The 22,755-nt window shown below is 45.7% G+C and carries 20 protein-coding genes; 10 read left to right on the top strand and 10 right to left on the bottom strand.

Translation table 11 applies throughout. The features are described 5' to 3' along the window. From A136_RS12670 to A136_RS12660, 3 genes are all read right to left on the bottom strand, one after another. Nucleotides 1-768 (bottom strand): HvfC/BufC N-terminal domain-containing protein, encoded by a 768-nt coding sequence (locus A136_RS12670; RefSeq protein WP_017062989.1) that lies wholly within the window; start codon nucleotides 766-768, stop codon nucleotides 1-3. Continuing rightward, complete coding sequence (bufB, locus tag A136_RS12665; RefSeq protein WP_017062988.1) at nucleotides 765-1,625, bottom strand: MNIO family bufferin maturase; 861 nt, start codon at nucleotides 1,623-1,625, stop codon at nucleotides 765-767. The genes A136_RS12670 and bufB overlap by 4 nt, the downstream gene beginning before the upstream one ends. Before the next feature lie 64 nt (nucleotides 1,626-1,689). After that, nucleotides 1,690-1,950: a BufA1 family periplasmic bufferin-type metallophore gene (locus A136_RS12660; protein ID WP_004736650.1), complete on the bottom strand. Its 261-nt coding sequence runs from the start codon at nucleotides 1,948-1,950 to the stop codon at nucleotides 1,690-1,692. 264 nt (nucleotides 1,951-2,214) lie between these two features. On the opposite strand from A136_RS12660, the gene uvrD reads away from it, so the two are divergent. Beyond that, nucleotides 2,215-4,389 carry a DNA helicase II gene (gene uvrD / locus A136_RS12655; protein WP_017062987.1) on the top strand — a complete coding sequence of 725 codons (2,175 nt, stop codon included), beginning with the start codon at nucleotides 2,215-2,217 and terminating at the stop codon, nucleotides 4,387-4,389. 171 nt (nucleotides 4,390-4,560) lie between these two features. Here uvrD and tpx read toward each other — a convergent pair whose 3' ends face one another. The 5 genes from tpx to rarD all read right to left on the bottom strand — a co-directional run bounded on the left by tpx (nucleotide 4,561) and on the right by rarD (nucleotide 10,242). Next, on the bottom strand, nucleotides 4,561-5,058 hold the full coding sequence (tpx, locus tag A136_RS12650; RefSeq protein ID WP_017062986.1) for a thiol peroxidase: 498 nt from the start codon (nucleotides 5,056-5,058) through the stop codon (nucleotides 4,561-4,563). 784 nt (nucleotides 5,059-5,842) lie between these two features. Continuing rightward, a complete protein-coding gene (gene ggt, locus A136_RS12645) occupies nucleotides 5,843-7,600 on the bottom strand; it encodes a gamma-glutamyltransferase (protein WP_017062985.1) in 1,758 nt (585 codons plus the stop codon). A gap of 91 nt (nucleotides 7,601-7,691) precedes the next feature. Then, the gene (locus A136_RS12640; protein WP_017061328.1) at nucleotides 7,692-8,354 is read right to left on the bottom strand and encodes a LysE family translocator; all 663 of its coding nucleotides are present in this window, start codon (nucleotides 8,352-8,354) and stop codon (nucleotides 7,692-7,694) included. A 98-nt stretch (nucleotides 8,355-8,452) separates the two neighbouring features. Then, on the bottom strand, nucleotides 8,453-9,247 hold the full coding sequence (locus tag A136_RS12635; protein WP_017062984.1) for a helix-turn-helix transcriptional regulator: 795 nt from the start codon (nucleotides 9,245-9,247) through the stop codon (nucleotides 8,453-8,455). An 86-nt stretch (nucleotides 9,248-9,333) separates the two neighbouring features. Then, nucleotides 9,334-10,242: an EamA family transporter RarD gene (gene rarD / locus A136_RS12630; protein ID WP_017062983.1), complete on the bottom strand. Its 909-nt coding sequence runs from the start codon at nucleotides 10,240-10,242 to the stop codon at nucleotides 9,334-9,336. A 179-nt stretch (nucleotides 10,243-10,421) separates the two neighbouring features. Here rarD and recQ point away from each other — a divergent pair, with 179 nt between their 5' ends. From recQ to A136_RS12615, 3 genes are all read left to right on the top strand, one after another. Beyond that, nucleotides 10,422-12,260 carry an ATP-dependent DNA helicase RecQ gene (recQ, locus tag A136_RS12625; RefSeq protein WP_017062982.1) on the top strand — a complete coding sequence of 613 codons (1,839 nt, stop codon included), beginning with the start codon at nucleotides 10,422-10,424 and terminating at the stop codon, nucleotides 12,258-12,260. A gap of 49 nt (nucleotides 12,261-12,309) precedes the next feature. Beyond that, nucleotides 12,310-12,621 carry a DUF3630 family protein gene (locus A136_RS12620; protein ID WP_017061332.1) on the top strand — a complete coding sequence of 104 codons (312 nt, stop codon included), beginning with the start codon at nucleotides 12,310-12,312 and terminating at the stop codon, nucleotides 12,619-12,621. Nucleotides 12,622-12,866: 245 nt separating this feature from the next. Next, a complete protein-coding gene (locus tag A136_RS12615; protein ID WP_017062981.1) occupies nucleotides 12,867-13,538 on the top strand; it encodes a 7-cyano-7-deazaguanine/7-aminomethyl-7-deazaguanine transporter in 672 nt (223 codons plus the stop codon). Nucleotides 13,539-13,640: 102 nt separating this feature from the next. On the opposite strand, the gene gppA is transcribed toward A136_RS12615, so the two are convergent. Both gppA and rhlB read right to left on the bottom strand, forming a co-directional pair. Continuing rightward, nucleotides 13,641-15,134 (bottom strand): guanosine-5'-triphosphate,3'-diphosphate diphosphatase, encoded by a 1,494-nt coding sequence (gene gppA / locus A136_RS12610; RefSeq protein WP_017062980.1) that lies wholly within the window; start codon nucleotides 15,132-15,134, stop codon nucleotides 13,641-13,643. Nucleotides 15,135-15,140: 6 nt separating this feature from the next. Beyond that, nucleotides 15,141-16,451: an ATP-dependent RNA helicase RhlB gene (rhlB, locus tag A136_RS12605; protein ID WP_017062979.1), complete on the bottom strand. Its 1,311-nt coding sequence runs from the start codon at nucleotides 16,449-16,451 to the stop codon at nucleotides 15,141-15,143. Between the two features lie 111 nt (nucleotides 16,452-16,562). Between rhlB and trxA the strand changes: the two genes are divergently transcribed. The 6 genes from trxA to fre all read left to right on the top strand — a co-directional run bounded on the left by trxA (nucleotide 16,563) and on the right by fre (nucleotide 22,395). Continuing rightward, nucleotides 16,563-16,889 carry a thioredoxin TrxA gene (trxA, locus tag A136_RS12600; RefSeq protein ID WP_010440700.1) on the top strand — a complete coding sequence of 109 codons (327 nt, stop codon included), beginning with the start codon at nucleotides 16,563-16,565 and terminating at the stop codon, nucleotides 16,887-16,889. Between the two features lie 200 nt (nucleotides 16,890-17,089). Further along, nucleotides 17,090-18,349, top strand: a complete 1,260-nt coding sequence (rho, locus tag A136_RS12595; protein ID WP_017062978.1) for a transcription termination factor Rho — start codon at nucleotides 17,090-17,092, stop codon at nucleotides 18,347-18,349. A gap of 110 nt (nucleotides 18,350-18,459) precedes the next feature. After that, the gene (locus A136_RS12590) at nucleotides 18,460-19,455 is read left to right on the top strand and encodes a hypothetical protein (RefSeq protein ID WP_017059249.1); all 996 of its coding nucleotides are present in this window, start codon (nucleotides 18,460-18,462) and stop codon (nucleotides 19,453-19,455) included. Nucleotides 19,456-19,553: 98 nt separating this feature from the next. Then, the gene (gene ubiD / locus A136_RS12585; RefSeq protein ID WP_017062977.1) at nucleotides 19,554-21,395 is read left to right on the top strand and encodes a 4-hydroxy-3-polyprenylbenzoate decarboxylase; all 1,842 of its coding nucleotides are present in this window, start codon (nucleotides 19,554-19,556) and stop codon (nucleotides 21,393-21,395) included. After that, a complete protein-coding gene (locus A136_RS12580) occupies nucleotides 21,392-21,661 on the top strand; it encodes a 2Fe-2S iron-sulfur cluster-binding protein (protein ID WP_008224727.1) in 270 nt (89 codons plus the stop codon). Before ubiD ends, A136_RS12580 begins: the two co-directional genes overlap by 4 nt. A gap of 20 nt (nucleotides 21,662-21,681) precedes the next feature. After that, nucleotides 21,682-22,395: an NAD(P)H-flavin reductase gene (gene fre / locus A136_RS12575; RefSeq protein ID WP_017059251.1), complete on the top strand. Its 714-nt coding sequence runs from the start codon at nucleotides 21,682-21,684 to the stop codon at nucleotides 22,393-22,395. Nucleotides 22,396-22,755: the final 360 nt, after the last annotated feature.

The raw sequence follows: 22,755 nt of genomic DNA, 5'->3' as shown, positions 1-22,755 counted from the left end.
TTATGTCTCCAATTCAGCATTGATTGAAAAGCCTGAGATGACGTTTAGCGCCATAACAGTATTCAGATGTTGTAGTAATAAAGGGTCGAATGCTGAGAGTGTTCGACCTGATTGCAATTCAGTGAGGAGTTGGTGGCTCTCTTCACTCAAACTATGGCTCTCAACCTGTGAATTTTCCGCTCGGATTAACACCCCAAATTCAGCTTGGTTGATGTCTAGCCCATCAAGTTGTTGCTGATAGATGGCGTGTTCAAGCGCGATAATCGTGTAACTAGAATGAATCAGTGTTACTGAATCTTTGAGATGAAAGACCAAAGCACCTTGCTGCTCTTGTGGTACATCAGCTAGGCAAGAAAGAGGTCTCTGGTCGACATCTGCTTGTGACGTCAACCTTACCAAGCTGTCTTTCTGCCATTCATATAAAGCAACTTCACCGAGATAAGGCGCAGCCTCAATAACGGCAGGAAAGCCTTGGATAGTCTGTTCAAAGTGCTCACCGTAACCACTGACATCACCAGAAGTCGATGGATAACTTAAGACATGTTGACGAGCCATCTGTTGAAAGCACTCTTCACCAACCAACATTTCTGTGAGTGGGTAGGTTGCTACCAGAACTTCGCTCAAGCTGATCACAAAGTTATTACGGTAAATCTGGATTAGCTGTTCATCCGTAAAATGGTCGCTCACTATGTCGCAGTGCTCACCATTGTTTTGGTAGCGTAGGGCGTTAGCAAACTCCAATTGAACATCTGCTAGGGAGTGGCTCATGAGGCGCGACTCCTTTGGTTGAACTTGTCGTGTTGATACAAGATATCACTGGCTTTGGTTGCTTCAGCCAATAAAACTTGTGGCTCTGGGATATCGAGATCCCACTCAATCAAGGTATGGCGCAAACCATGTTGTGCAACCCAGTCAGTGTAGAGTTTCCACACTTCGTCACAGACAGGTTTACTGTGTGTGTCTATCCAGATCTCACCTTGTTCAAGCTTCTTTTTGGTAAAACCTGCCAAGTGAATCTCTTCAACTTTGTCTGCTGGTATTCCGTTTAAGTACTCTTCACAACTAAAGCCATGATTAAAAGATGAGACGAAAATATTATTGAAATCGAGCAGTAGGCGACACTCAGTACGCTTTTGTACCTCAGCCAAAAACTCCCACTCAGGAATAGTAGAATGCTTGAAGGATAGGTAGCTCGATGGGTTCTCAATCAACATCGGGCGTTGCAAGCTGTCTTGAACCTCGATGACATTACGACAGAAGACTTCTAACGCCTCTTCGGTATAAGGCAGCGGTAATAAGTCATTGAAGTAATGACCGCCGGTCTGACTCCAACTGAGGTGGTCAGAAACCAAGAACGGTTCGATATCATCAATGAGCTCTTTTAATTGCACAAGATGATGTTGATTGATGCGCTCAACAGAACCTAGAGACAACCCAACACCGTGACAACTTATGTTGTGGGCGTTACGAATTTCTCTCAGTTGTTGACGTTGCGGTGATTGAGTTAAAAAGTAGTTCTCGCTGTGCACCTCTAACCAACTCACTAAGGCTGGATTTTGGCTAAAGAAGTCCAAGTGCGGTGTTCTAAGGCCAACCCCTGCGTAGGGGTGAAGAGTTTGAGTCACAACGATTCTCCTAACAAGAAGTGGAGGTGAGCTGAATGTCAGCTCACCATACTAAGCAGCTCAATTATGATGATTGAGTGTTACCACCTGATAATTTGCCACATAGCCCTTTAGGTACGACTACGAACGCATCGGATTGGTTGTCTTCTTTTGCTGTACCCGCACATGAGCTTGTTTTGGTTGCACAATCATTTTGGCCAGCTTTTGCCACGCCGTAGCATTTTTCTTTTGCTGCTGCTTCCGCAGGTGCTGATGTAAGAACTGCACCGCCGAACGCTAGTACACTTGTGATTGCAGCTGTAACAGCAAGATTAGAATTTTTCATAGTCATTCCCTCTAGGACTTAATAGTATTTTCATATCGCAGGTTAATGGATTGTTAACTTGCTTACTAAAAAGGATTGGAACAACCGGGAAATAATTTCACGGTATTATAAAAATTATCAATATTAATGATGTTTCATCTCTTAAGTTATTGAATTAATGATGTTAATTTTTGATTGTTTTTTCTTCTTATTATCCTAAACGCAGCCTAGTGTTTAGGTTATAATCAACTTTTATGTATAAATACCCAGTAGTGAGCATATCCAATGATAGATCCTTCGCTTTTACTCGATGGCCTAAACGATAAACAACGTGAGGCGGTCGCGGCACCTTTAGAAAACCTACTTATTCTGGCAGGTGCAGGCAGTGGTAAAACGCGAGTGTTGGTGCATCGTATCGCTTGGCTGCAAAGCGTAGAGCAAGCATCACCGTTCTCTATTATGTCGGTTACCTTCACCAACAAAGCGGCAGCAGAGATGCGTGGTCGTATTGAAGAGTTGATGATGGGTAGTTCGTCAGGCATGTGGAACGGCACCTTCCATGGTATCTGTCACCGCATCCTTCGTGCTCACTACCTAGATGCAAAACTGCCAGAAGATTTCCAGATCATTGATTCTGATGATCAGATTCGTTTGCTACGCCGCTTAATCAAGGCGCAAAACCTCGATGAAAAGCAGTGGCCTGCTAAGCAAGCTTCTTGGTGGATCAATGGCAAGAAAGACGAGGGATTACGCCCAAGTCACATTGACGCCTACCATGATCCAATAACTCAAACGTGGTTAAAGATCTATTCTGCTTACCAAGAAGCATGTGACCGTGCTGGTTTGGTCGACTTTGCGGAAATCTTGCTGAGATCGCATGAACTATTACGCGATAAGAAACACATTCGAGAGCATTACCAAGCACGCTTTAAGCATATCCTTGTCGATGAATTCCAAGATACCAACAACATCCAATACGCTTGGCTTCGGATGATGGCTGGCCCAGATTGTCGCGTGATGATCGTAGGTGATGATGACCAATCTATCTATGGTTGGCGTGGTGCGAAGATCGAAAATATTCAGAAGTTCTTGGATGAATTCCCAGGAGCTTCGACGGTTCGACTTGAACAAAACTACCGTTCAACTAAAACCATTCTGCAGGCGTCGAACGAGCTTATCTCGAACAACACCGAACGTATGGGTAAAGAGCTGTGGACCGATGGTAACGATGGCGAGCCAATCTCTGTGTACTCAGCTTATAACGAGCTAGATGAAGCACGTTTCACGGTCAGCAAAATCAAAGAGTGGCAAGAGAAAGGCGGTGCGTTAGAAGATACCGCGATGCTTTATCGTAATAACGCCCAATCTCGTGTTCTTGAAGAAGCTTTGATCCAAGGTGGTCTACCTTACCGAATCTACGGCGGCATGCGATTCTTCGAGCGTCAAGAAATCAGAGACGCCTTGAGCTACATGCGCCTCATGAGCAACCGCAATAATGATGCCGCGTTTGAACGTGTGGTTAATACGCCAACGCGTGGCTTGGGTGATAAAACGTTAGAAACGATTCGTCTTGCTGCTCGTGATCGTGGTGCAACCATGTGGGAAGCCAGTGTTGCTTTGATAGAAGAGCAAGTGCTACCCGGTCGTGCTGCGGGCGCATTAAGTCGTTTTATCGAGCTGATTAATGCGCTTGAAGATGACACGTTGGAACTTAGCCTGCATGAACAAACCGACCACGTGATTAAATCGTCGGGTCTGTTTGCTATGTACGAGCAAGAGAAGGGTGAGAAGTCGAAGGCACGTATCGAGAACTTGGAAGAATTGGTAACGGCAACGCGCCAGTTTGAAAAGCCGGAAGAAGCGGATGAGATGAGCATGCTGACGGCGTTCTTAACTCACGCAGCTTTGGAAGCGGGTGAAGGTCAGGCCGATGAGTTTGACGATGCGGTTCAGTTAATGACTTTGCACAGTGCTAAAGGCCTAGAGTTTCCAATGGTGTTTATGGTGGGTGTCGAAGAAGGCATGTTCCCAAGCCAGATGTCGGCCGAAGAAGCGGGGCGTTTAGAAGAAGAGCGTCGCCTGTGCTATGTCGGTATGACCCGTGCGATGGAGAAGCTCTACATCACTTATGCTGAAATGCGTCGTTTGTATGGTCAAGACAAGTACCACAAGCCATCTCGTTTTATTCGTGAACTACCAGAAACCTGTCTGGATGAGGTTCGTATGAAAGCGCAAGTGAGTCGTCCTGCTAGCAGTGGCCGCTTTAGCCAAACCGCCGTGAAAGAGAACTTTAACGAAACAGGCTTTAGTTTGGGTTCTCGCGTTAAGCACCCTAAGTTTGGTGAAGGCACCATCATCAACTTCGAAGGAAGTGGCCCACAAAGCCGAGTTCAAGTGGCGTTTAATGGTGAAGGGATTAAGTGGTTAGTAACGGCTTACGCGCGTTTAGAGCAGCTTTAATCTGCTACTTTAATATCTAAAAAGCAGTTTGGTCTTTAAAAACCGTTCAGCATTCAAAAGTAATCCGCATTAAAAACAGAAAGAGCAGCCAATGGCTGCTCTTTTTATTACTTTGTACCGACCTAAATTAGGCTAATACGAGCTGAAGACATTGTTGCCTCAAAGTGAGACTTACAGTGCTGCAAGTGCCGCTTCGTAGTTTGGCTCTTCAGTGATCTCTGCAACCAACTCGCTGTGTGTCACCACACCTTTTTCATCAACAACGACAACGGCACGTGTTGTTAGGCCTGATAGTGGGCCTTCAGCGATCGCTACGCCGTAGTCTGATGCGAATGTAGGAGAACGGAAAGTTGAAGCGTGTTGAACGCCTTCAATGCCTTCTAGTTCACAGAAGCGGCCCGCAGCAAACGGTAGGTCAGCAGAAATACAAACAACAACCGTGTTCTCAAGTTCTGCTGCTTTTGCGTTGAACGTACGTACGCTCGTTGCACAAGTTGCTGTGTCGATACTTGGGAAGATGTTTAGAACCACTTTCTTGCCTTCAAGAGAAGCAAGAGTCAGTTCAGAAAGGTCGCCTGCAGTCAGTGCAAAGCTTGGTGCTTGTTCGCCAGTTTGTGGGAATGTGCCTGTTAGTGGTACAGCAGCGCCTTTGAAGGTAACGTGTGACATGAATTTGTCCTTAGTTTAATTATGGTTATGAAACTAGTTGAGCCTAGTAAGACTTACGTTACTCGGAAGTGGTTAAGAAGTGAATGCTTTAAATGTCAGAATTGTAATTAAAGGTCTTTGATTTATTTGTTTGAGAGAGGAATAAGTGAAACGACAGATAAAGAAAAACCCCGAGAGCTTGCGCTCATCGGGGTCTATAGTCTTACTCGCAGCAATCCGGCTACTAAGTGTGCTCCATGCATCAAATCCATGATAGTGTGCTGTTATCCTTCAGCGTATTCCTTTCGTCGCCTTCCTAGCGGTGTCCTTGATCTTATCCTGATCTGCCAACAATCCTCGTTAGCGCGCGTCACTTGTTCCTTGAGCGGTGTCCTTTACATCATCCTGATGTTCAGTCCTTTCCTCGTCCAGAGGTGTCCATTGTCTTTCCTTAGTAGCAACCATCCTAGTTACTATTGCGTCCATTCAATGTCCATTTCGCTATCCATGCCGATTATTCATCCTGAGTAATCGAATCTTCATCCTGAAGATAACCAAGTCCTTGGCGTTTCCTGTTCCGTGTCAGCATCCTTCCGACACCATTCATATTACCGATTCCTTATTTATCAGCAATGGTGCATAAGCGAATTTCTATATAATTATTTGAACGATAAATGTACGTATCTTTTAATTTCAATTGGTTACGATGTCGAGGTGATTAATTTCGTCATCAAATATCGATATTTACTCACTACCTTGTGAGAGATCTCGCACAAGGCAGCGAGTAAAAAGGGAGGATTATTCCCTACTGACCAATGGCTGCACCTTCACGACGAGGGTCTGCAGCACCTTCTAGACCATCTTTTGTGATGCGAATAGCGTGTAAACCCGAGTTAAGATCGCGAACGTTGACCTCAAATCCCATCTTTTCTAGCTCAGGTTTGAAGTTTTCCGCTGATGTTCCTTTTTCCAAATCTAAGGTACCGAAGCGATTTAGGAAGTGTGGTTGGTTGATCGCTTGTTGGATATCCATGTCCCATTGGGTGTGAGCAATGATCGCTTGTGCCACATAACCGATGATACGGCTGCCTCCCGGAGAGCCAATTGCCATGTAAGGTTTATCGTCTTGCATGATGATGGTCGGTGCCATTGAAGAACGTGGGCGCTTACCCGGTTCAAGTCGGTTCGCGATAGGTTTGCCATCGTTATGAGTCTTGAATGAGAAGTCGGTTAGTTCGTTATTGAGTAGGAAACCTCTAACCATCAAACGTGAGCCAAAGGCATTCTCAATAGTGGTAGTCATCGATACGACATTGCCATCACTATCGACAATGTTGAAGTGGCTGGTGGACGGCAACTCAATAGAAACATCTTGGCTTCTCTGCATCGCATGATCCCACGGTGGGGTGCCTGAAGGTGCGCTGTCTAATGCCTTACCTGCGGTAATTAACTGAGCACGCTCCTGCAAATAGTCAGTATTCACTAACCCTTGGGTTGGCATAGGCACATAATCTTGGTCTGCCATGTACATACCACGGTCTGCAAAGGCTAAGCGAGAAGCGTCTGCTAACACTTGCCAAGATTTTGCGTCGTTTGGCCCCCATGATTTGAGGTCAAACTGCTCAGTCATTGCAAGGATTTGTCCAACCGTTAACGCACCTGAACTTGGTGGCCCCATTCCGCAAATATCGTAGCTTTCATAAGCAGAACAAACCGGTTCGCGCTGCTTGATCGAATAGGCGTCGAAATCTTTCTGTGCCAATACGCCCGGGTTACCTTTCGCTGTTTGTACTGTGTTAATGATGTCGGCAGAAATCTCACCTTGGTAGAAAGCTTTAGCACCATCCTTCGAGATAGCGTGTAACGTTGCCGCGTATTCAGGGTTCTTAAGTTGCGTGCCAGCGGCTTTCGGGCTGCCATCGGCATTGAAGAAGTAGGCTTTAGTTGTCGCAAAGCGGCTCAGACGTTCTTGGTCGTTTTCGATCAAGGTGGCTAAACGTGGGCTGATAGTAAAACCTTCTTCAGCTAACTGAGCGATAGGTTTAATCAGTGATGCCCATTCGAGCTTGCCGTATTTCTGGTGAGTGTCCCACAGCAATTGCACCGTGCCCGGCGTGGCAACAGAACGACCGCCAACCACGGCATCATAGAATTTAAGCGGTTGTCCGTTTTCGTCTTGGAATAGACGTGGGGTGGCATCAAGTGGCGCAGTTTCACGGCCATCGTAGGTCTTGAGCTGTTTGTCTTTGCCATCAAAATAGACAAGGAACGCGCCGCCACCAATACCTGATGACTGAGGTTCCACTAAGCCAAGCATAAGCTGCACGGCAACCATGGCGTCAATTGCGTTACCACCACGGGCAAGTACATCAGCACCGGCTTGTGTTGCAAGAGGGTTGGCTGCGGTGACCATCCAATCGTTGGCTTTAACGAGTTGTTTGGTTTCTAAACCACTACTTTGTTCGGGTGCGACGGAATCGGCAGCTTGATTTGCCCAACTGACGTGAGAGGCAAAAAGTAGGGTAGAAGTGGCGAGGGTTGTTAGTTTTGTTTTCCACTGCATGATCTTCTCCTTTTAATATGCAGAGCTAGATTGGCAGCGGAAAGATTAGATAGCCAGTGCGTTGTTAACGAATTGTAATCTTGATTCGAATTTAAGCGATTAAACCGGACAGCGACTGCCAAAGAATACTCGCGCCAATCAGGCTGAATACCACGCCACATAAGCCATCGATGTATACCGTTGCTTCGCTAAGTTTCTTCTGTAGAGCCTTAGTCGAAAGCATCCACGCCAGTAGTGAAAACCAAAACAGAGACAGACCAAACAAGATAATAAGCGCAAAGCCTTTACCTGATAGAGACATGTCGGCAGGCACTAAGCTCGACATCAAGCTAATAAAGAACACCAAAGCTTTTGGGTTGAGAATATTGGTCGCAAACCCTTTCGAAAATGCCTGACGCTTGTTGGTCAGAATCAGATCTTTGGCATTGACGGTATCGTCGTCATCGTCGTGGTTCTGAATGATTTGCCAGGTTGCTTTAAGTGCACCGTAGCCTAAGTACAGCAAGTAGCTACCGCCAGCCAACTGGATAATGGCAAATAGGGTTGGTTGCTGGTGGACTAGGTAACTGATTCCCGTCAGGCTGAGCAACGAATGCAGTAAGATCCCGCAAGATAAACCAAGCGCAATGTACAAGCCTGTTTGTCTGCCGTGGCGTGTCGCATTTTGCACGACTAACGCAAAGTCAGGGCCGGGGCTCATCAAAGCGATGAAATGGATAGAGGCGAGGGTGATCAGTATGGTGACTTCGTTCATGTCAGTTCTCAATAACGTTGCCGCTATTATTAAACAAGTAATCGTATTGAGCGTAGCTTACCGCGATTTGAAATCGAGCAATTGTAAATTATCAACACTTAGTTGATTTGTGAGGGTGGTACGCCGAATGTGGTTTTGAATGCCTTGGAGAAGTGTGCTTGATCATAGAAGCCTACTTGGTGCGCGACTTTAGTACCACAGATCCCAGATTTAATCAGGCGCATGCTCTGTTCCATACGTAAACGGCTCAGCCACGCGTAAGGGGTGATGCCCATTCTGTTCTTAAAGTGGCGTTGGAATTGAGTTGTGGTTAAGCCGCACAGCTCAGACAGTTGTTCTAATCGCACTGGCTGGTCCAAATTCGCCATCAAATAGTCTTTGAGTGTATTAATCGATTGATTACCCAGTTTGATGTCACTCTTCGATCCAAATTTTGCATAACGATCGACAATCGTTGAGAACCCCTCGAATGGTAAGCAATCTTGAGCGAGTTGGCTGATGCTTTGATTGATTAACAGGCCGTGTAAGTTGCGTAATTGTAAAAACGCAGCTTGATCGGAGAGGATCAACTCAGAAAAGCCTAATGTGTGACCATTCTTCTTGGGATCGGCAAGATCTTGAAACCATTGGGGAGAAACTGCAAACACACTGACTTGATAACCCGAATCGAGTTTGGAGTGCCCATCATGCAGCTCATCGGGTGGCATGATAACAACTTGGCCAGCACCAACATTATGGCTCGTCCCTTTATAGACGAATTTCTGCTGTCCTTGGGTAATTAAGCCGATGTGAAAGTCCAAATGATAGTGACGCTGAAAAGCAAACTCTTGGTATTGAGCTTGGATCAGGCTGATATCTTCTGTTGGGGTAGAGTAGTAGTGGACTTTATCCATGGTACAAAAAAGCTTGGTCAAATAGTCATCAATTCAACCAAGCTTATCTGCGTATTAAGGGATTGTCTTGTAAAAAACGATCAATATCACTGTTTCGCGCGTTTGTTCTTCTTGTTGTTACGCAGGCCATCAAAGCTGAAAATAACCAGTGCTCCCCATATGAAAGCAAAGGTGATCGCTTTATCTGAGGTAAAGGCTTCGCCGTAGATCAGAACCGCCAGTAAGAACATCAAGCTTGGACCGATGTACTGGAAGAAACCGAGTGTTGATAGCTTCAAGCGAGTTGCAGCGCCAGTAAAACACAGCAATGGAACCGTGGTGATCACACCGGCAGCAACCAGTAATAGGTTGAGTTGCATCGGGTTCATCGATAAGTTTGAGGTCGGGCTATCGGCAATAAACAGTAAGTAGGTTGCGGCGAGAGGCAGCATCACCAGAGTTTCAATGAACAGACCCGTTTGTGCTTCTAAGCTGACTTTCTTACGCAGCAAGCCATAAAAGCCAAAGCTAAAGGCTAGGGCAATGGCGACGATCGGTACTGAGCCGAAGGCAATTAATTGGATTAATACGCCAATCGCAGCCAGAGCCACAGCAAACCATTGCAGCTTACGTAAGCGTTCGCCGAGGAAGAGCATCCCAAGTAACACGTTAATCAGAGGGTTGATGTAATACCCCAAACTGGCATCGAGCATGTGATTGGAATTCACCGCCCAGATAAAGATCAGCCAGTTAGCACCCACCAAAATAGACGTCGCTACCAAATAGAGCATTTTTGGTTTTGAGGTCAAGGTGTCGCGGACTTTACGCCAGCTGCGGCCAATGTGCAGTAAGAAAGCGAGTAGGAAAAAAGACCATACTACACGGTGGCTGAGGATCTCTAACGGGGAAACGTCACTTAAAGATTTGAAATATATAGGGGCGATACCCCACATTGTGTAAGCGCCGATGGCAAGCAAAACTCCTTGGCGCGTACGTTGTTGTTCTTCCTGTGTCATGCATCTTTCTCTAGCACTGAGTGCTTATTAATAAGATTTATAAGAGAGTTGGTCAGTATAGGAGCGATAACCCTTTTCACCTAACAATTTGCGGTTTAATTCGCCAGCGTTCCCCTCTACAATGTGCGACTTGCTTGCCGAAGATGCTTGCTGATTTCATACCTCGATTAGGAACCACAATGACCGCCACTCTGATTGCTGAGCAAATACCAACTCCCGCGAATGATGCGCAAACCATCTTGCAAGATGTGTTCGGCTATCAAAGCTTTCGCGATGGTCAGCAAGAGGTCATTGATTTGGCCGTTGAAGGCAAAGACAGCTTGGTGATTATGCCAACCGGTGGTGGTAAATCTCTGTGTTACCAAATTCCGGCTTTGGTTCGTGAAGGGCTGACTCTGGTTATCTCACCGCTGATCTCGTTGATGAAAGACCAAGTCGACCAATTGAAGGCCAATGGTGTTGCCGCTGAGTGTATTAACTCTTCAATGCCACGTGACCAATTGCTGAATGTGTTCAATCGTATGAACTCAGGTCAGCTGAAAATGGTGTATGTGTCACCAGAGCGTGTGTTGATGCGTGATTTTATCGAGCGTCTTCAAGGTTTACCGCTTTCGATGATTGCAGTCGATGAAGCGCACTGTATCTCTCAATGGGGTCACGACTTCCGCCCTGAATACGCATCATTAGGTCAGCTTAAACAGTATTTCCCGCATGTGCCTTACATGGCGCTCACAGCAACCGCTGATGATGCGACGCGCAAAGATATTATCTCGCGCTTACAGCTCCTGGACCCGCATACTTACTTAGGCAGCTTTGATCGCCCTAATATTCGCTACAACTTGGTTGAGAAGCACAAACCCGTGTCACAGGTGGTTCGCTACCTAGAAACACAAAAGGGCAATTGCGGCATCATCTACTGTGGTAGCCGTAAGAAAGTGGAGATGGTGACCGAGAAGCTGTGCAATAACGGTATTCGCGCCGCGGGTTATCACGCTGGTATGGACACCGATGAGCGTGCTTACGTTCAAGAAGCCTTCCAACGCGATGATATTCAGATCGTGGTCGCGACTGTGGCTTTCGGTATGGGCATCAACAAACCCAACGTACGTTTCGTGGTGCACTTTGATATCCCACGTAATATCGAGTCTTACTATCAAGAGACAGGCCGTGCAGGTCGTGATGGTTTGCCTGCTGAAGCGATGATGTTGTTTGACCCGGCTGATATGGGTTGGCTGCGTCGTATGCTGGATGAGAAAGAAGAAGGCCCACAGAAACAAGTTGAGATGCACAAGCTGAATGCGATGAGTGCCTTTGCTGAAGCGCAAACGTGTCGTCGTCAGGTTCTGCTTAACTATTTTGGCGAATATCGCGAGAAGCAATGTGGCAACTGCGATATCTGCCTCGATCCACCTAAGCATTTTGATGCGACTAAAGAAGCGCAGAAGGCGTTGTCTTGTGTGTACCGTGTCAATCAGTCGTTTGGTATGGGCTACGTAGTCGAAGTGATGCGTGGTATGCAGAATATTCGTGTCCGTGATAATGGTCACGATAAGCTATCTACCTACGGTATTGGCCGCGATCACAGTCATGATTACTGGATCAGTATCTTCCGTCAGCTGATTCATAAAGGCTTGCTGTTCCAGAACATCACTCGTAACTCAACTTTACAGCTAACAGAAGAAGCCCGCCCGCTGCTGCGCGGTGAGATGTCTTTGGAATTGGCTGTTCCTCGTTTAGATACAGCGGTGCGTAATGCTAAGTCCGATAAGTTAAGCAGCAAGAATTACGATAAGAAGCTGTTTGCGAAACTGCGTAAGCTGCGTAAGTCGATTGCTGATGAAGATGGCTTGCCACCATATGTGGTATTCAGCGACGCGACCTTGATTGATATGGCTGAAATACTACCTACTTCATACGGAGAAATGCTGGCAGTCAACGGTGTCGGTCAACGTAAACTGGATAAGTACGCAGACCCATTCCTAGATCTGATTCAAGAACACATCACCACACACGGCTAGTTTGCGAGAAACGTCTAACTAATAGAAAAAGAATAAGGTTGATAGGGACATGACAACACAAACAGAATTTGGCTTAAGAGAGTATTTAGCTGAGGAAGGGCGTTTATTGATTACGTCTCCAAGTTTTGATTTTGATTCTTATGAAGTGCTAGGTGAAAAGCTGGTGGCGTTGTTGTCAGCGTCAGTTGTTGAAAAGCAATGGGACGCCGATATGCACTCTTGGTTGATTGATTTTGAAGATTGCCGAATGTTCTTAAAGTCCGAACATTACAGTGAATCAATTTGGTTTGAGTCGTTAAACGCTGAAGAAAGCCGAGAAGAGTTTGATTATCTCGCGACGCTTTTCAAGCGCGGTTTTTAACTTTTGGCATCTCTTCTAAAACACAGCTTCTAGAGCTATTCACCAATAAAAGTGAGAATAAACGTTTGCGTTTGTTCTCACCGTTGCAGCCAATATTGATTAATGTATAATCGCCCGCCGCTCAGCAGAGCAATTTTTAGATACATTTTTTAATTCACATTATTGGTAAGAGCTTTCTTGGATTATTCGAAGAAATGACTCGATTTGGGTTCCCTCACCCCCAAACCAAACTAAAAAGGTACAGCATGAGTAACTTTACCCCTGCGCAACAGCGCAAAGCCTTAGCACTATTAGTTTTGTTCCATTTGGTGATTATTGCGTCAAGCAACTATCTGGTTCAGCTACCTTTTACCGTCTTCGGTATGCACACCACTTGGGGTGCTTTCACTTTCCCGTTTATCTTCCTAGCGACCGATCTGACCGTACGCATTTTTGGCGCGCAGCTTGCCCGTAAAATCATTTTCTTAGTGATGCTACCAGCGCTGGCCGTTTCTTATTTCTTGTCAGTGGTGTTCTTTGAAGGTTCATTCCAAGGCTTTAGCCAACTAGGTGAGTTCAACTTGTTTGTTGCACGTATCGCCGCGGCGAGCTTCATGGCTTATTTACTGGGTCAGATCTTGGATGTGCATGTTTTCAACCGCTTACGCCAAATGAAGCAATGGTGGGTTGCGCCAACCTGTTCGACACTTTTTGGTAATGCCATTGATACCATCGCGTTCTTTGCGATTGCCTTCTACCAAAGCCCAGATCCATTCATGGCTGAGCACTGGACTGAGATTGCGTTGGTTGATTACGGATTCAAACTTATCATCAGCTTAGGCTTGTTCGTGCCTATGTACGGCGTGCTTCTTAACTACATTGTTAGAAAGCTAACCGCAGTGAACCCTGACTTTAAAGCGACAGGCGTGAACGCTTAAGTTTGAGATTTGTAACACAAAGCATTAATGCAGCGATAAGAAAAAGCCCAAGTTAGTCTACTAACTTGGGCTTTTTTTAATTTCTAGCGTCAGATACTAATATCAGAGGCATTTAATATTCAATGGCCAGCCAATATCGGTTTGTCTATTCGACTCGATCTCTAGCTCTGCAGCGGTCAGCGGATTGTCAGCTAACCATTGCTTAGAAAGCGTTAGGGTTAGATTGTTGTCATTCGTCGTCAGTTTGAACTCAGGCTCTAGCGCTGGGTTACGACGGTGGGTCAGCAAAATAGCTAAACGCAGAATACGTAAAATACGCTTGCTGCTGGTGCCTGAGATAGCGTGTTGCTCTGGTAATGAGGTTAACTGTTCACGGTAGCGACGAGTTAACTCACCCAAGTAGTGCTTTTGCGCTCGAGTAAAGCCAGGTAGGTCTAAGTTTTGCAGCAGATAAGCGCTGTGCTCACCGCCTTTTTTGAAATCGATGGTTAAACCAATCTCGTGAAGCTTAGCTGCCGTTTGCAATAGCACACCAGCTTGAGGTTCTGAAACCCACGCTTCGGCGCCCGCTTGGTCTAGCAGCGTTTGTGCGACTACAGCAACTTGTTCACCGTAGCTTACGTCCATTTGGTAGCGTGATTGAACACTCTTAATGGTACGCGCTCGGATATCTTCTTGGCGAAGCTCATCAACCATCTCGTAGGCTAGGCCTTCACGGAGTGCGCCGCCTGCGAGTGTCATTGAATCTATTTCAAGCAACTCAAAAATAGCAATAAGAATGGAAAGGCCACTCGGGAACACTAATGCGCGTTCAAGGGTAAGTCCTTCGATTTCTAGCTCTTCCAAGCGCTCAGTAATCATCGCTTGTTTCTGTAGACGCTTAAGTTTGGCATGAGTAATCACTTCATCCATGCCTTGCGCCAACATGATCTCTTGCAGTGCTTGAACGGTACCGCTGGCGCCCACACACACATCCCATCCGATATCAGTGTAGCTATCTAGGATAGGAGCCAACGTCGACTTCGCCGCTTCAATGGCGTTGTTAAAGTTGGTAGCGGTTAATTGGCGGTTTTTAAAGTGGCGCTCAAGCCAAGTAACACAGCCCATCTTTAGGCTGGTTAGTGCTTTCGCTGAGAAGCCTTCACCAATGATCATCTCGGTGCTTGCGCCACCAATATCAACAACCAGTCGGCGGCCGCTGCCACCAGAAGTGTGTGCTACGCCTTTATAGATAGTCGCAGCTTCTTCTTCTCCGGAGATAACATTGATGTCGTAACCAAGGATCTGGTTCGCTTTCTCTAGAAATATATCCACATTGATAGCAGTACGTAGGGTCGCTGTACCGACAATGCGGATATTTTCTTTCGGAATATCTTGAAGTCGCTCTGCAAAGAGACTCAAACAGTCCCAACCGCGCTGCATGGCTTCTGTACTAAGCGCATTATTTTCATCTAAGCCTGCAGCTAAACGCACTTTGCGCTTAATTTTAGCCATGGTTTGTACGCTGCCATCGATATGACGCACAACGAGCATATGAAAACTGTTCGACCCGAGGTCGATTGCAGCGTAAAGCGGGGGTGACACTGTTTGACTCATAAGCGACTAAGCTTCCTTGTTATGACGCGGTTGGCGTGGGCGACGGTTCTGGTTTGGTTTACGGTTCCCGTTGCGTGGGCCATTGTTGTTTGAGCGGCGTTGTTGCGGGTTACGTGTACGTAAGCGCAATGGTGCTGGTAGATCTTCTAGCAGTGCAGAAGCATCGTAGTCAGACACAGGGATCGCGTGCTCAATGTATTCTTCGATTGGTGGCAAGTTGATTGCGTAATCTTCACAAGCAAAGCTGATCGAGTGACCACTTGCACCAGCACGACCTGTACGGCCGATACGGTGAACGTAATCTTCACAGTCATCAGGTAGGTCGAAGTTGAATACGTGTGTTACTTGAGGAATGTGTAGACCACGTGCTGCAACGTCGGTTGCGACAAGCAGGTCAACATCACCTTTAGTGAATTGCTCAAGAATCTTTTCACGTTTCTTCTGAGGAACATCGCCAGTTAGCAGGCCAACACGGTGACCATCTGCAGCTAGGTGACCCCAAACAGACTCACATTTGTGCTTAGTGTTAGCGAAGATGATAGCGCGCTCTGGCCACTCTTCTTCAACTAGAGTCTGCAGCAGTGCCATTTTGTGTTCGTTTGATGGGTAGAACAGCTCTTCCTGAATGCGGTGACCTGTTTTACGCTCTGGCTCAACAACAACATGCTCTGGGTTGTGCATGTGTTCGAACGCTAGCTCTTGTACGCGGTAAGACAATGTCGCAGAGAACAGCATGTTCAGGCGATCTTTTGGCTCAGGCATACGGCGGAACAAGAAGCGGATGTCTTTGATGAAACCAAGATCGAACATGCGATCAGCTTCGTCAAGAACAACAGCTTGAATGTGGTTAAGGTTAAATACCTTCTGCTTGTAGAAATCGATGATGCGGCCAGTCGTACCAATTAAGATATCTGCGCCTTCTTCGATTTTACCTAGTTGCTTGTCGTAGCTTTCGCCACCGTAAGCAAGTGCAGCCTTGATACCTGTGCTTTCAACCAGAGAGTCAGCATCGTTGTAGATCTGAATCGCGAGTTCACGCGTTGGTGCCATAATAATCGCACGTGGCTGGTTAGGCTTACGCCCTTCATGCTCAGATGTTTTTAGCAGGTGGTTAAAAGTAGCAGTAAGAAACGCAAGCGTTTTACCAGTACCCGTTTGGGCCTGGCCTGCAATGTCTTGGCCGGTGAGCAGTACCGGGAGCGCCAAGGCTTGGATAGGGGTACAATAATCGAACCCTTTTTTCTCCAATCCTTCAATGACTTGCGGAAGTAAATCCAAGTCGGCGAACTTTTGCTCTGTGATATGCGTCTTTTTCATTGCTATAGAATATCAGCTTAAGCTTGCAATACGAAAGTAAATACATTCCAATAGGGCATCTATTTACTGGTTATCATCCAACCAGTTCTAAAAAATACATTGGAGTGGAAGATGAGTGATAAGATTTTGCAGCTAACTGATGACGGTTTTGATAACGATGTAATCAATGCTGCAGGCCCTGTTCTTGTTGATTTTTGGGCAGAATGGTGTGGTCCATGTAAAATGATTGCGCCGATTCTTGATGAAATCGCAGACGAGTACGAAGGCAAGCTCACAATCGGTAAATTAAATATCGACCAAAATGCTGGTACTCCACCAAAGTTTGGTATTCGCGGTATTCCAACGCTACTTCTTTTCAAAGATGGCGGCGTAGCAGCGACTAAAGTTGGTGCATTATCTAAAACTCAACTTAAAGAGTTCTTAGACGCTAACCTTTAATCAGGTCAGCATTTGAAAAGAAACCGTGCAGTTAACAAATGCGCGGTTTTGTTTTTTCTAAGCTATGGACTAGTCTTAGTTTTAGTGCTAATTTATCGCACGTTAATTGAACGAATTTCTCTTCTTGGTCGATCCTGTGACCAAATCCTTCTTAACTTAAGAAAACAGATCCTATTTTGACTAAACAAACTTCCACCACTATGAATCTTACTGAACTGAAGAACAGACCTGTGTCTGAGCTTGTTAAACTTAGCGAAAGCTTAGGTCTTGAAAATCAAGCTCGCCTAAGAAAACAAGACATTATCTTCTCCATCCTTAAAGCGCATGCAAAAAGTGGTGAAGACATCTTTGGTGATGGTGTTCTAGAAATTCTTCAAGACGGTTTTGGTTTCCTACGTAGCGCCGACAGTTCATACCTGGCAGGCCCAGATGATATCTACGTATCACCAAGCCAAATTCGTCGTTTTAACCTACGTACAGGTGACTCTATTGGCGGTAAAATCCGTCCACCTAAAGATGGTGAGCGTTACTTTGCACTGCTTAAAGTAAACACGGTTAACTACGACAAGCCAGACAACGCACGTAACAAGATTCTTTTCGAAAACCTTACTCCTCTTCACGCTAACGAACGTATGGTGATGGAAGCGGGTAATGGTGCGACTGAAGATATTACGGCTCGTATTCTTGACCTTGCATCTCCAATTGGTAAAGGTCAGCGTGGTCTGATTGTTGCTCCGCCTAAAGCGGGTAAGACAATGCTTCTGCAAAACATTGCTCAAAGCATTGCACGTAACCATCCTGAGTGTGAACTAATGGTTCTACTTATCGATGAGCGTCCAGAAGAAGTAACAGAAATGCAGCGTCTAGTTAAAGGCGAAGTAGTTGCTTCAACATTCGATGAGCCAGCATCTCGCCACGTACAAGTTGCAGAAATGGTTATCGAGAAAGCGAAGCGCCTTGTTGAACACAAGAAAGATGTAGTTATCCTACTGGATTCTATTACTCGTCTAGCTCGTGCTTACAACACTGTGATTCCTTCATCAGGTAAAGTTCTTACTGGTGGTGTTGATGCGAATGCTCTACATCGTCCAAAGCGTTTCTTCGGTGCGGCACGTAACGTAGAAGAAGGCGGTAGCTTAACGATCATCGCAACAGCACTGGTTGATACTGGTTCTAAGATGGATGAAGTTATCTACGAAGAATTCAAAGGTACAGGTAACATGGAACTGCACCTTAACCGTAAGATTGCTGAAAAACGCGTATTCCCAGCGATTGATTTCAACCGCTCTGGTACTCGTCGTGAAGAGCTTCTTACCAAGAACGATGAACTACAGAAGATGTGGATCCTGCGTAAGATTGTTCACCCAATGGGCGAAATCGACGCAATGGAATTCCTTATCGACAAGCTAGCAATGACGAAAACGAACGATGAGTTCTTTGACGCAATGCGTCGTCAGTAATATTGATTAGCTGATCGTATTTAATAAGCGCTGCCCTCGGGTGGCGCTTTTTATTTGCATTTTGTAGCGCCAGCTTGCAGAATGAGCAAAAGTGTTACAAGGACGTTAAAATGCAACATGGACTGTTGTCATCATTACTCCTGTCTACTTCACTGTTATTTTCACCGGTTGGTATGAGCTATGCCACCGAGATGTCTCCACTTACAGTAGAGTCTTGGCTTGAGAATGATCAAGTAAAACTGAAAACTGCTGAACTACTAGAGCTTGTCGTACGTGACGAAGTCAATTCGCTACGCTTTGCGCTTGAGCGCCTGACATTTCCCCAGCAAGAGGTGGCTCGTTACCAACTCTTGAAGAAGCTTGAACAGCAAAAAATCGTACTCACACCCAAGATGTCTATTTTCATCGAGCAGCAACTTGCTATCACGCCCACTTATCAAGTCTTAGAACGTGGCGATGGCTATGAGTTTACGGTACCTGCCTTTAATTACCCTTCAATTGCTAATCGCCTTATTAAACAATGGCGTCAAGATCAGAAGACATTGGTATTTGTGCTAGATGCAGAGAAACAGGAACTCGACCTAAAAGAGTGGTTATCTGGATCTGAACATCAAGTTCAAACGCGAGAAGCGTTGCTCATTAGAGAGCTAGACAGTTTGTCTCCTGAAGCGGTTGATTACCTAACTAAGCAACTCACCGCATCTTCTATTGTTAGTTGGTTACCTTCTACTGAGGTGGTGGTTCGATTAGCGCAAGTGAGCGAAGACCCAGAGGTTTACAAAATTCTATGGCGAATGAAGGCCGATTATCATAGCCAAGCTGAGCTAGTTCGCCTTGCTGAAACCAAACAAACGTTCGCGCTTGAACAGGTGATGGCAGCGACTAAGAACCCGCGTTTGAAAGATGAAGCGATTACTTTGCTTACCAAAGTTAACCCGTTATCAGAAGAGGTGAAGCTGTTCCTTGTCTCTAGGATGGCGATTGCTGATGAAGCACCATTAGTTGCGCGTGAACTCGCCAAACAAGGTCATACGCGATGGTTGCAAGATCTCGTCAATGATAACCCTCAGGTGAAGAGTTCTTTGATCGAGCAAGCATTACCGTAAAGTGGATTTTGCCTCTCAATAACCACACTAAAAAGGGGGACCTCAGCGTCACCCTTTTTGATATACTGAGCGCAGAATAATCAGCATGTAGAAGTCCTATGAGTTTTAAAGATTTACGTGATTTTATCGACCATCTTGAAAGTATTGGTCAGTTGAAACGCATTTCTCACCCAGTCGATCCAGACTACGAAATGACCGAGATTAGCGACCGTACTCTACGTGCTGGTGGCCCGGCTCTTTTGTTTGAAAATCCAGTAGGCTATGACATGCCCGTTTTGACCAATCTATTTGGTACACCTAATCGGGTTGCTATTGGTATGGGACGTCAAGAAGTCAAAGAACTGCGTGAAGTGGGCAAGTTGCTTGCTTACCTAAAAGAACCTGAGCCACCAAAAGGCTTTAAAGACGCTCTTGATAAACTACCTGTGTTTAAGCAAGTCTTAAACATGCCAGCTAAACGCCTTCGCAAAGCGGCTTGCCAACAAGTGGTATGGCAAGGCGATGACGTCGACCTAGATAAAATCCCTGTGATGAGCTGTTGGGCTTATGATGTCGCGCCATTGCTAACATGGGGTTTAACGGTTACTCGTGGTCCAAACAAGAAACGCCAAAACTTAGGTATCTATCGTCAGCAGAAGATCGGCAAGAATAAAATCATCATGCGTTGGTTAGCCCACCGTGGTGGAGCATTGGATCTGCGTGATTGGATGGAAACTAACCCTGGGAAACCATTCCCAGTATCGGTAGCGTTTGGTGCTGATCCTGCCACCATTCTTGGTGCGGTTACGCCAGTGCCGGATAGTTTATCTGAGTACGCGTTTGCAGGCTTACTACGTGGTAGTAAAACTGAGGTCGTTAAATCAATCAGCAACGACTTAGAAGTTCCCGCAAGTGCAGAAATCGTGATGGAAGGTTACATCGACCCGAATGAATTCGCAGATGAAGGGCCTTACGGAGATCATACTGGTTACTACAACGAGAAAGAAAAGCACCATGTGTTTACTATTACTCATGTAACCATGCGCGAGAACCCTATCTATCACAGCACCTATACTGGCCGTCCACCTGATGAGCCAGCGGTATTGGGTGTTGCGCTAAATGAAGTGTTTGTGCCTATTCTTCAAAAGCAGTTCCCAGAGATTGAAGATTTCTATCTACCGCCTGAAGGTTGTTCGTACCGAATGGCAGTCGTGACCATGAAGAAGCAATACCCAGGTCACGCTAAGCGAGTGATGATGGGTGTATGGTCTTTCTTACGCCAATTCATGTACACCAAATTTGTATTGGTGTGTGATGAAGATGTGAATGCACGTGATTGGTCTCAAGTAACCGCAGCGATGTGCGAACATATGGATCCGTCACGCGATAGCCTGATGATAGAGAACACGCCGATCGATTCATTGGATTTTGCCTCACCCGTGGTTGGGTTAGGTTCTAAGATGGGTCTAGATATTACTAAGAAGTGGGACGCAGAGTTAGCGTTATCGCCAGATGTCCAAACAGCACCTGTAAATAGTGAACATATTGAGGGTAGCTTGGCTGAGTTAACCAAGGTTCATCCTGAAATTATTGATGTTCACCTGCAAAACGACAATGCCAGCATGGTTGTGGTGTCTATTGATAAGCAAGCTGCCGGTAATGGTAAGAAAATCATGGAAGCGGTTTGGTCTCAATTTGATGAGAACAAGTTTGTTATCGTGTGTGATGGCGATGTCAATGTGAGTGATTGGAATGACATCATTTGGGCTGTAACGACAAGAATGGATCCGGCGAGAGATACGTTATTCCTGCAGAACGAAACTGGACACTCAAAAATGGGTCTCGATGCGACCAATAAGTGGGAAGGTGAATGCCTGCGTGAGTGGGGTGTACCAATCACAAAAGATCCTGATGTTGTGAAAAAGATTGATAGCATCTGGGAACAGCTAGGAATTTCATGAGCTACCAAGTAGTCTTATACCCAGAAAACATCAGTTTCACAGTAGAAAAAGGGCAAACGGTCTTGGATGCTGCGCTCAACAGCGATATCTATTTCCCAAACCGTTGCCAAGTTGGCGCATGCGCAATGTGTATGTGCAAAAAATTAGAAGGGCAAGTGAGTTACCACCTTGAACCCATGCTCACAGAGAAAGAGCAGCAACAAGGCTGGATTTTTGCTTGCCAAGCATTTGCAGAAAGTAATTTAGTTCTAACCTTTGCCGATTAAGGGTTAGTAAGAGGAAGAACATGACTATTAAATGTAAAGTGAAGTCTATCGAGCCTTTGGCTTGTAATACTTACCAAATCCTACTTCACCCAGAAACACCGGTCGCTTTTAAAGCGGGCCAGTACCTGATGGTTGAAATGGGCGAGAAAGATAAGCGCCCATTCTCTATCGCAAGTAGCCCTTGCCGCCACGAAGGTGAGCTTGAGCTGCACATTGGTGCTGCCGAGCACAACGCTTACGCACTAGAAGTGGTTGAAGCGATGAAGAAGGCACAAGCTGAAGATGGCGATATTGCGATTGATGCTCCACACGGAGATGCTTGGATCAAAGAAGAAAGCGATCGCCCTCTATTACTTATTGCTGGTGGCACGGGTTTCAGCTACGTGCGCTCTATTCTTGATCACTGCATCGCGCAAAATAGCTCGAAAGAGATCTACCTATACTGGGGCGCAAAAGATGAGTGCCAGTTATATGCTAAAGAAGAGTTGGTTGGCATTGCAGAAAAGCATAGCAATGTGCACTTTGTACCGGTAGTAGAAGAAGCACCGGAAGTTTGGCATGGCCAAACAGGTAATGTGCTTGAGGCTGTTATGCAAAGTTTCGAATCATTAGCTGATTTCGATATCTATATTGCAGGTCGTTTTGAAATGGCGGGCGCTGCAAGAGACCTATTTACTCAGAATAAAGAAGCAAAGCGTGACCATATGTACGCTGATGCTTACGCATTTATCTAACAATACCCTTAGATTTTGAGCAAAAAGAGAGCAGAAATGCTCTCTTTTTTACGTTTAGGTGAACTATTAGGCAGTTAACCCCTATTTATTCATTTTTCATGAAAAAGTAGTTGCTAAGCTGAGAGGGTTCCCTATAATGCGACACCACTGAGACGGCAGACGCCACAAGGCTTCAGCAAGAATCAGTAAGACGGAAAGCGACAAAAAATTAATTTTCAAAAAGTGTTTGACACTGAATGTTAATTCGCTAGAATGGCCGTCCACTTCGAGAGGCTCCTTACTTAAAAGGAACGCTCAAGAAGTTAAGCTCTTTAACAATTTAAACCTATCAATCTGTGTGGGCACTCGTTGATGAATATC

Source organism: Vibrio crassostreae 9ZC13 (genome assembly GCF_000272045.2).
GTDB classification, from domain to species: Bacteria; Pseudomonadota; Gammaproteobacteria; order Enterobacterales; family Vibrionaceae; genus Vibrio; species Vibrio crassostreae_C.
This window is presented reverse-complemented; position numbering and strand designations above follow the sequence as displayed.

What these genes read in the sequence shown, in the direction of transcription:
- A136_RS12670 (WP_017062989.1), bottom strand. Translation starts at nt 768, where the DNA reads ATGAGCCACTCCCTAGCAGATGTTCAATTGGAGTTTGCTAACGCCCTA.
- A136_RS12660 (WP_004736650.1), bottom strand. Translation starts at nt 1,950, where the DNA reads ATGAAAAATTCTAATCTTGCTGTTACAGCTGCAATCACAAGTGTACTA.
- uvrD (WP_017062987.1), top strand. Translation starts at nt 2,215, where the DNA reads ATGATAGATCCTTCGCTTTTACTCGATGGCCTAAACGATAAACAACGT.
- tpx (WP_017062986.1), bottom strand. Translation starts at nt 5,058, where the DNA reads ATGTCACACGTTACCTTCAAAGGCGCTGCTGTACCACTAACAGGCACA.
- ggt (WP_017062985.1), bottom strand. Translation starts at nt 7,600, where the DNA reads ATGCAGTGGAAAACAAAACTAACAACCCTCGCCACTTCTACCCTACTT.
- A136_RS12640 (WP_017061328.1), bottom strand. Translation starts at nt 8,354, where the DNA reads ATGAACGAAGTCACCATACTGATCACCCTCGCCTCTATCCATTTCATC.
- A136_RS12635 (WP_017062984.1), bottom strand. Translation starts at nt 9,247, where the DNA reads ATGGATAAAGTCCACTACTACTCTACCCCAACAGAAGATATCAGCCTG.
- rarD (WP_017062983.1), bottom strand. Translation starts at nt 10,242, where the DNA reads ATGACACAGGAAGAACAACAACGTACGCGCCAAGGAGTTTTGCTTGCC.
- recQ (WP_017062982.1), top strand. Translation starts at nt 10,422, where the DNA reads ATGACCGCCACTCTGATTGCTGAGCAAATACCAACTCCCGCGAATGAT.
- A136_RS12620 (WP_017061332.1), top strand. Translation starts at nt 12,310, where the DNA reads ATGACAACACAAACAGAATTTGGCTTAAGAGAGTATTTAGCTGAGGAA.
- A136_RS12615 (WP_017062981.1), top strand. Translation starts at nt 12,867, where the DNA reads ATGAGTAACTTTACCCCTGCGCAACAGCGCAAAGCCTTAGCACTATTA.
- gppA (WP_017062980.1), bottom strand. Translation starts at nt 15,134, where the DNA reads ATGAGTCAAACAGTGTCACCCCCGCTTTACGCTGCAATCGACCTCGGG.
- rhlB (WP_017062979.1), bottom strand. Translation starts at nt 16,451, where the DNA reads ATGAAAAAGACGCATATCACAGAGCAAAAGTTCGCCGACTTGGATTTA.
- trxA (WP_010440700.1), top strand. Translation starts at nt 16,563, where the DNA reads ATGAGTGATAAGATTTTGCAGCTAACTGATGACGGTTTTGATAACGAT.
- rho (WP_017062978.1), top strand. Translation starts at nt 17,090, where the DNA reads ATGAATCTTACTGAACTGAAGAACAGACCTGTGTCTGAGCTTGTTAAA.
- A136_RS12590 (WP_017059249.1), top strand. Translation starts at nt 18,460, where the DNA reads ATGCAACATGGACTGTTGTCATCATTACTCCTGTCTACTTCACTGTTA.
- ubiD (WP_017062977.1), top strand. Translation starts at nt 19,554, where the DNA reads ATGAGTTTTAAAGATTTACGTGATTTTATCGACCATCTTGAAAGTATT.
- A136_RS12580 (WP_008224727.1), top strand. Translation starts at nt 21,392, where the DNA reads ATGAGCTACCAAGTAGTCTTATACCCAGAAAACATCAGTTTCACAGTA.
- fre (WP_017059251.1), top strand. Translation starts at nt 21,682, where the DNA reads ATGACTATTAAATGTAAAGTGAAGTCTATCGAGCCTTTGGCTTGTAAT.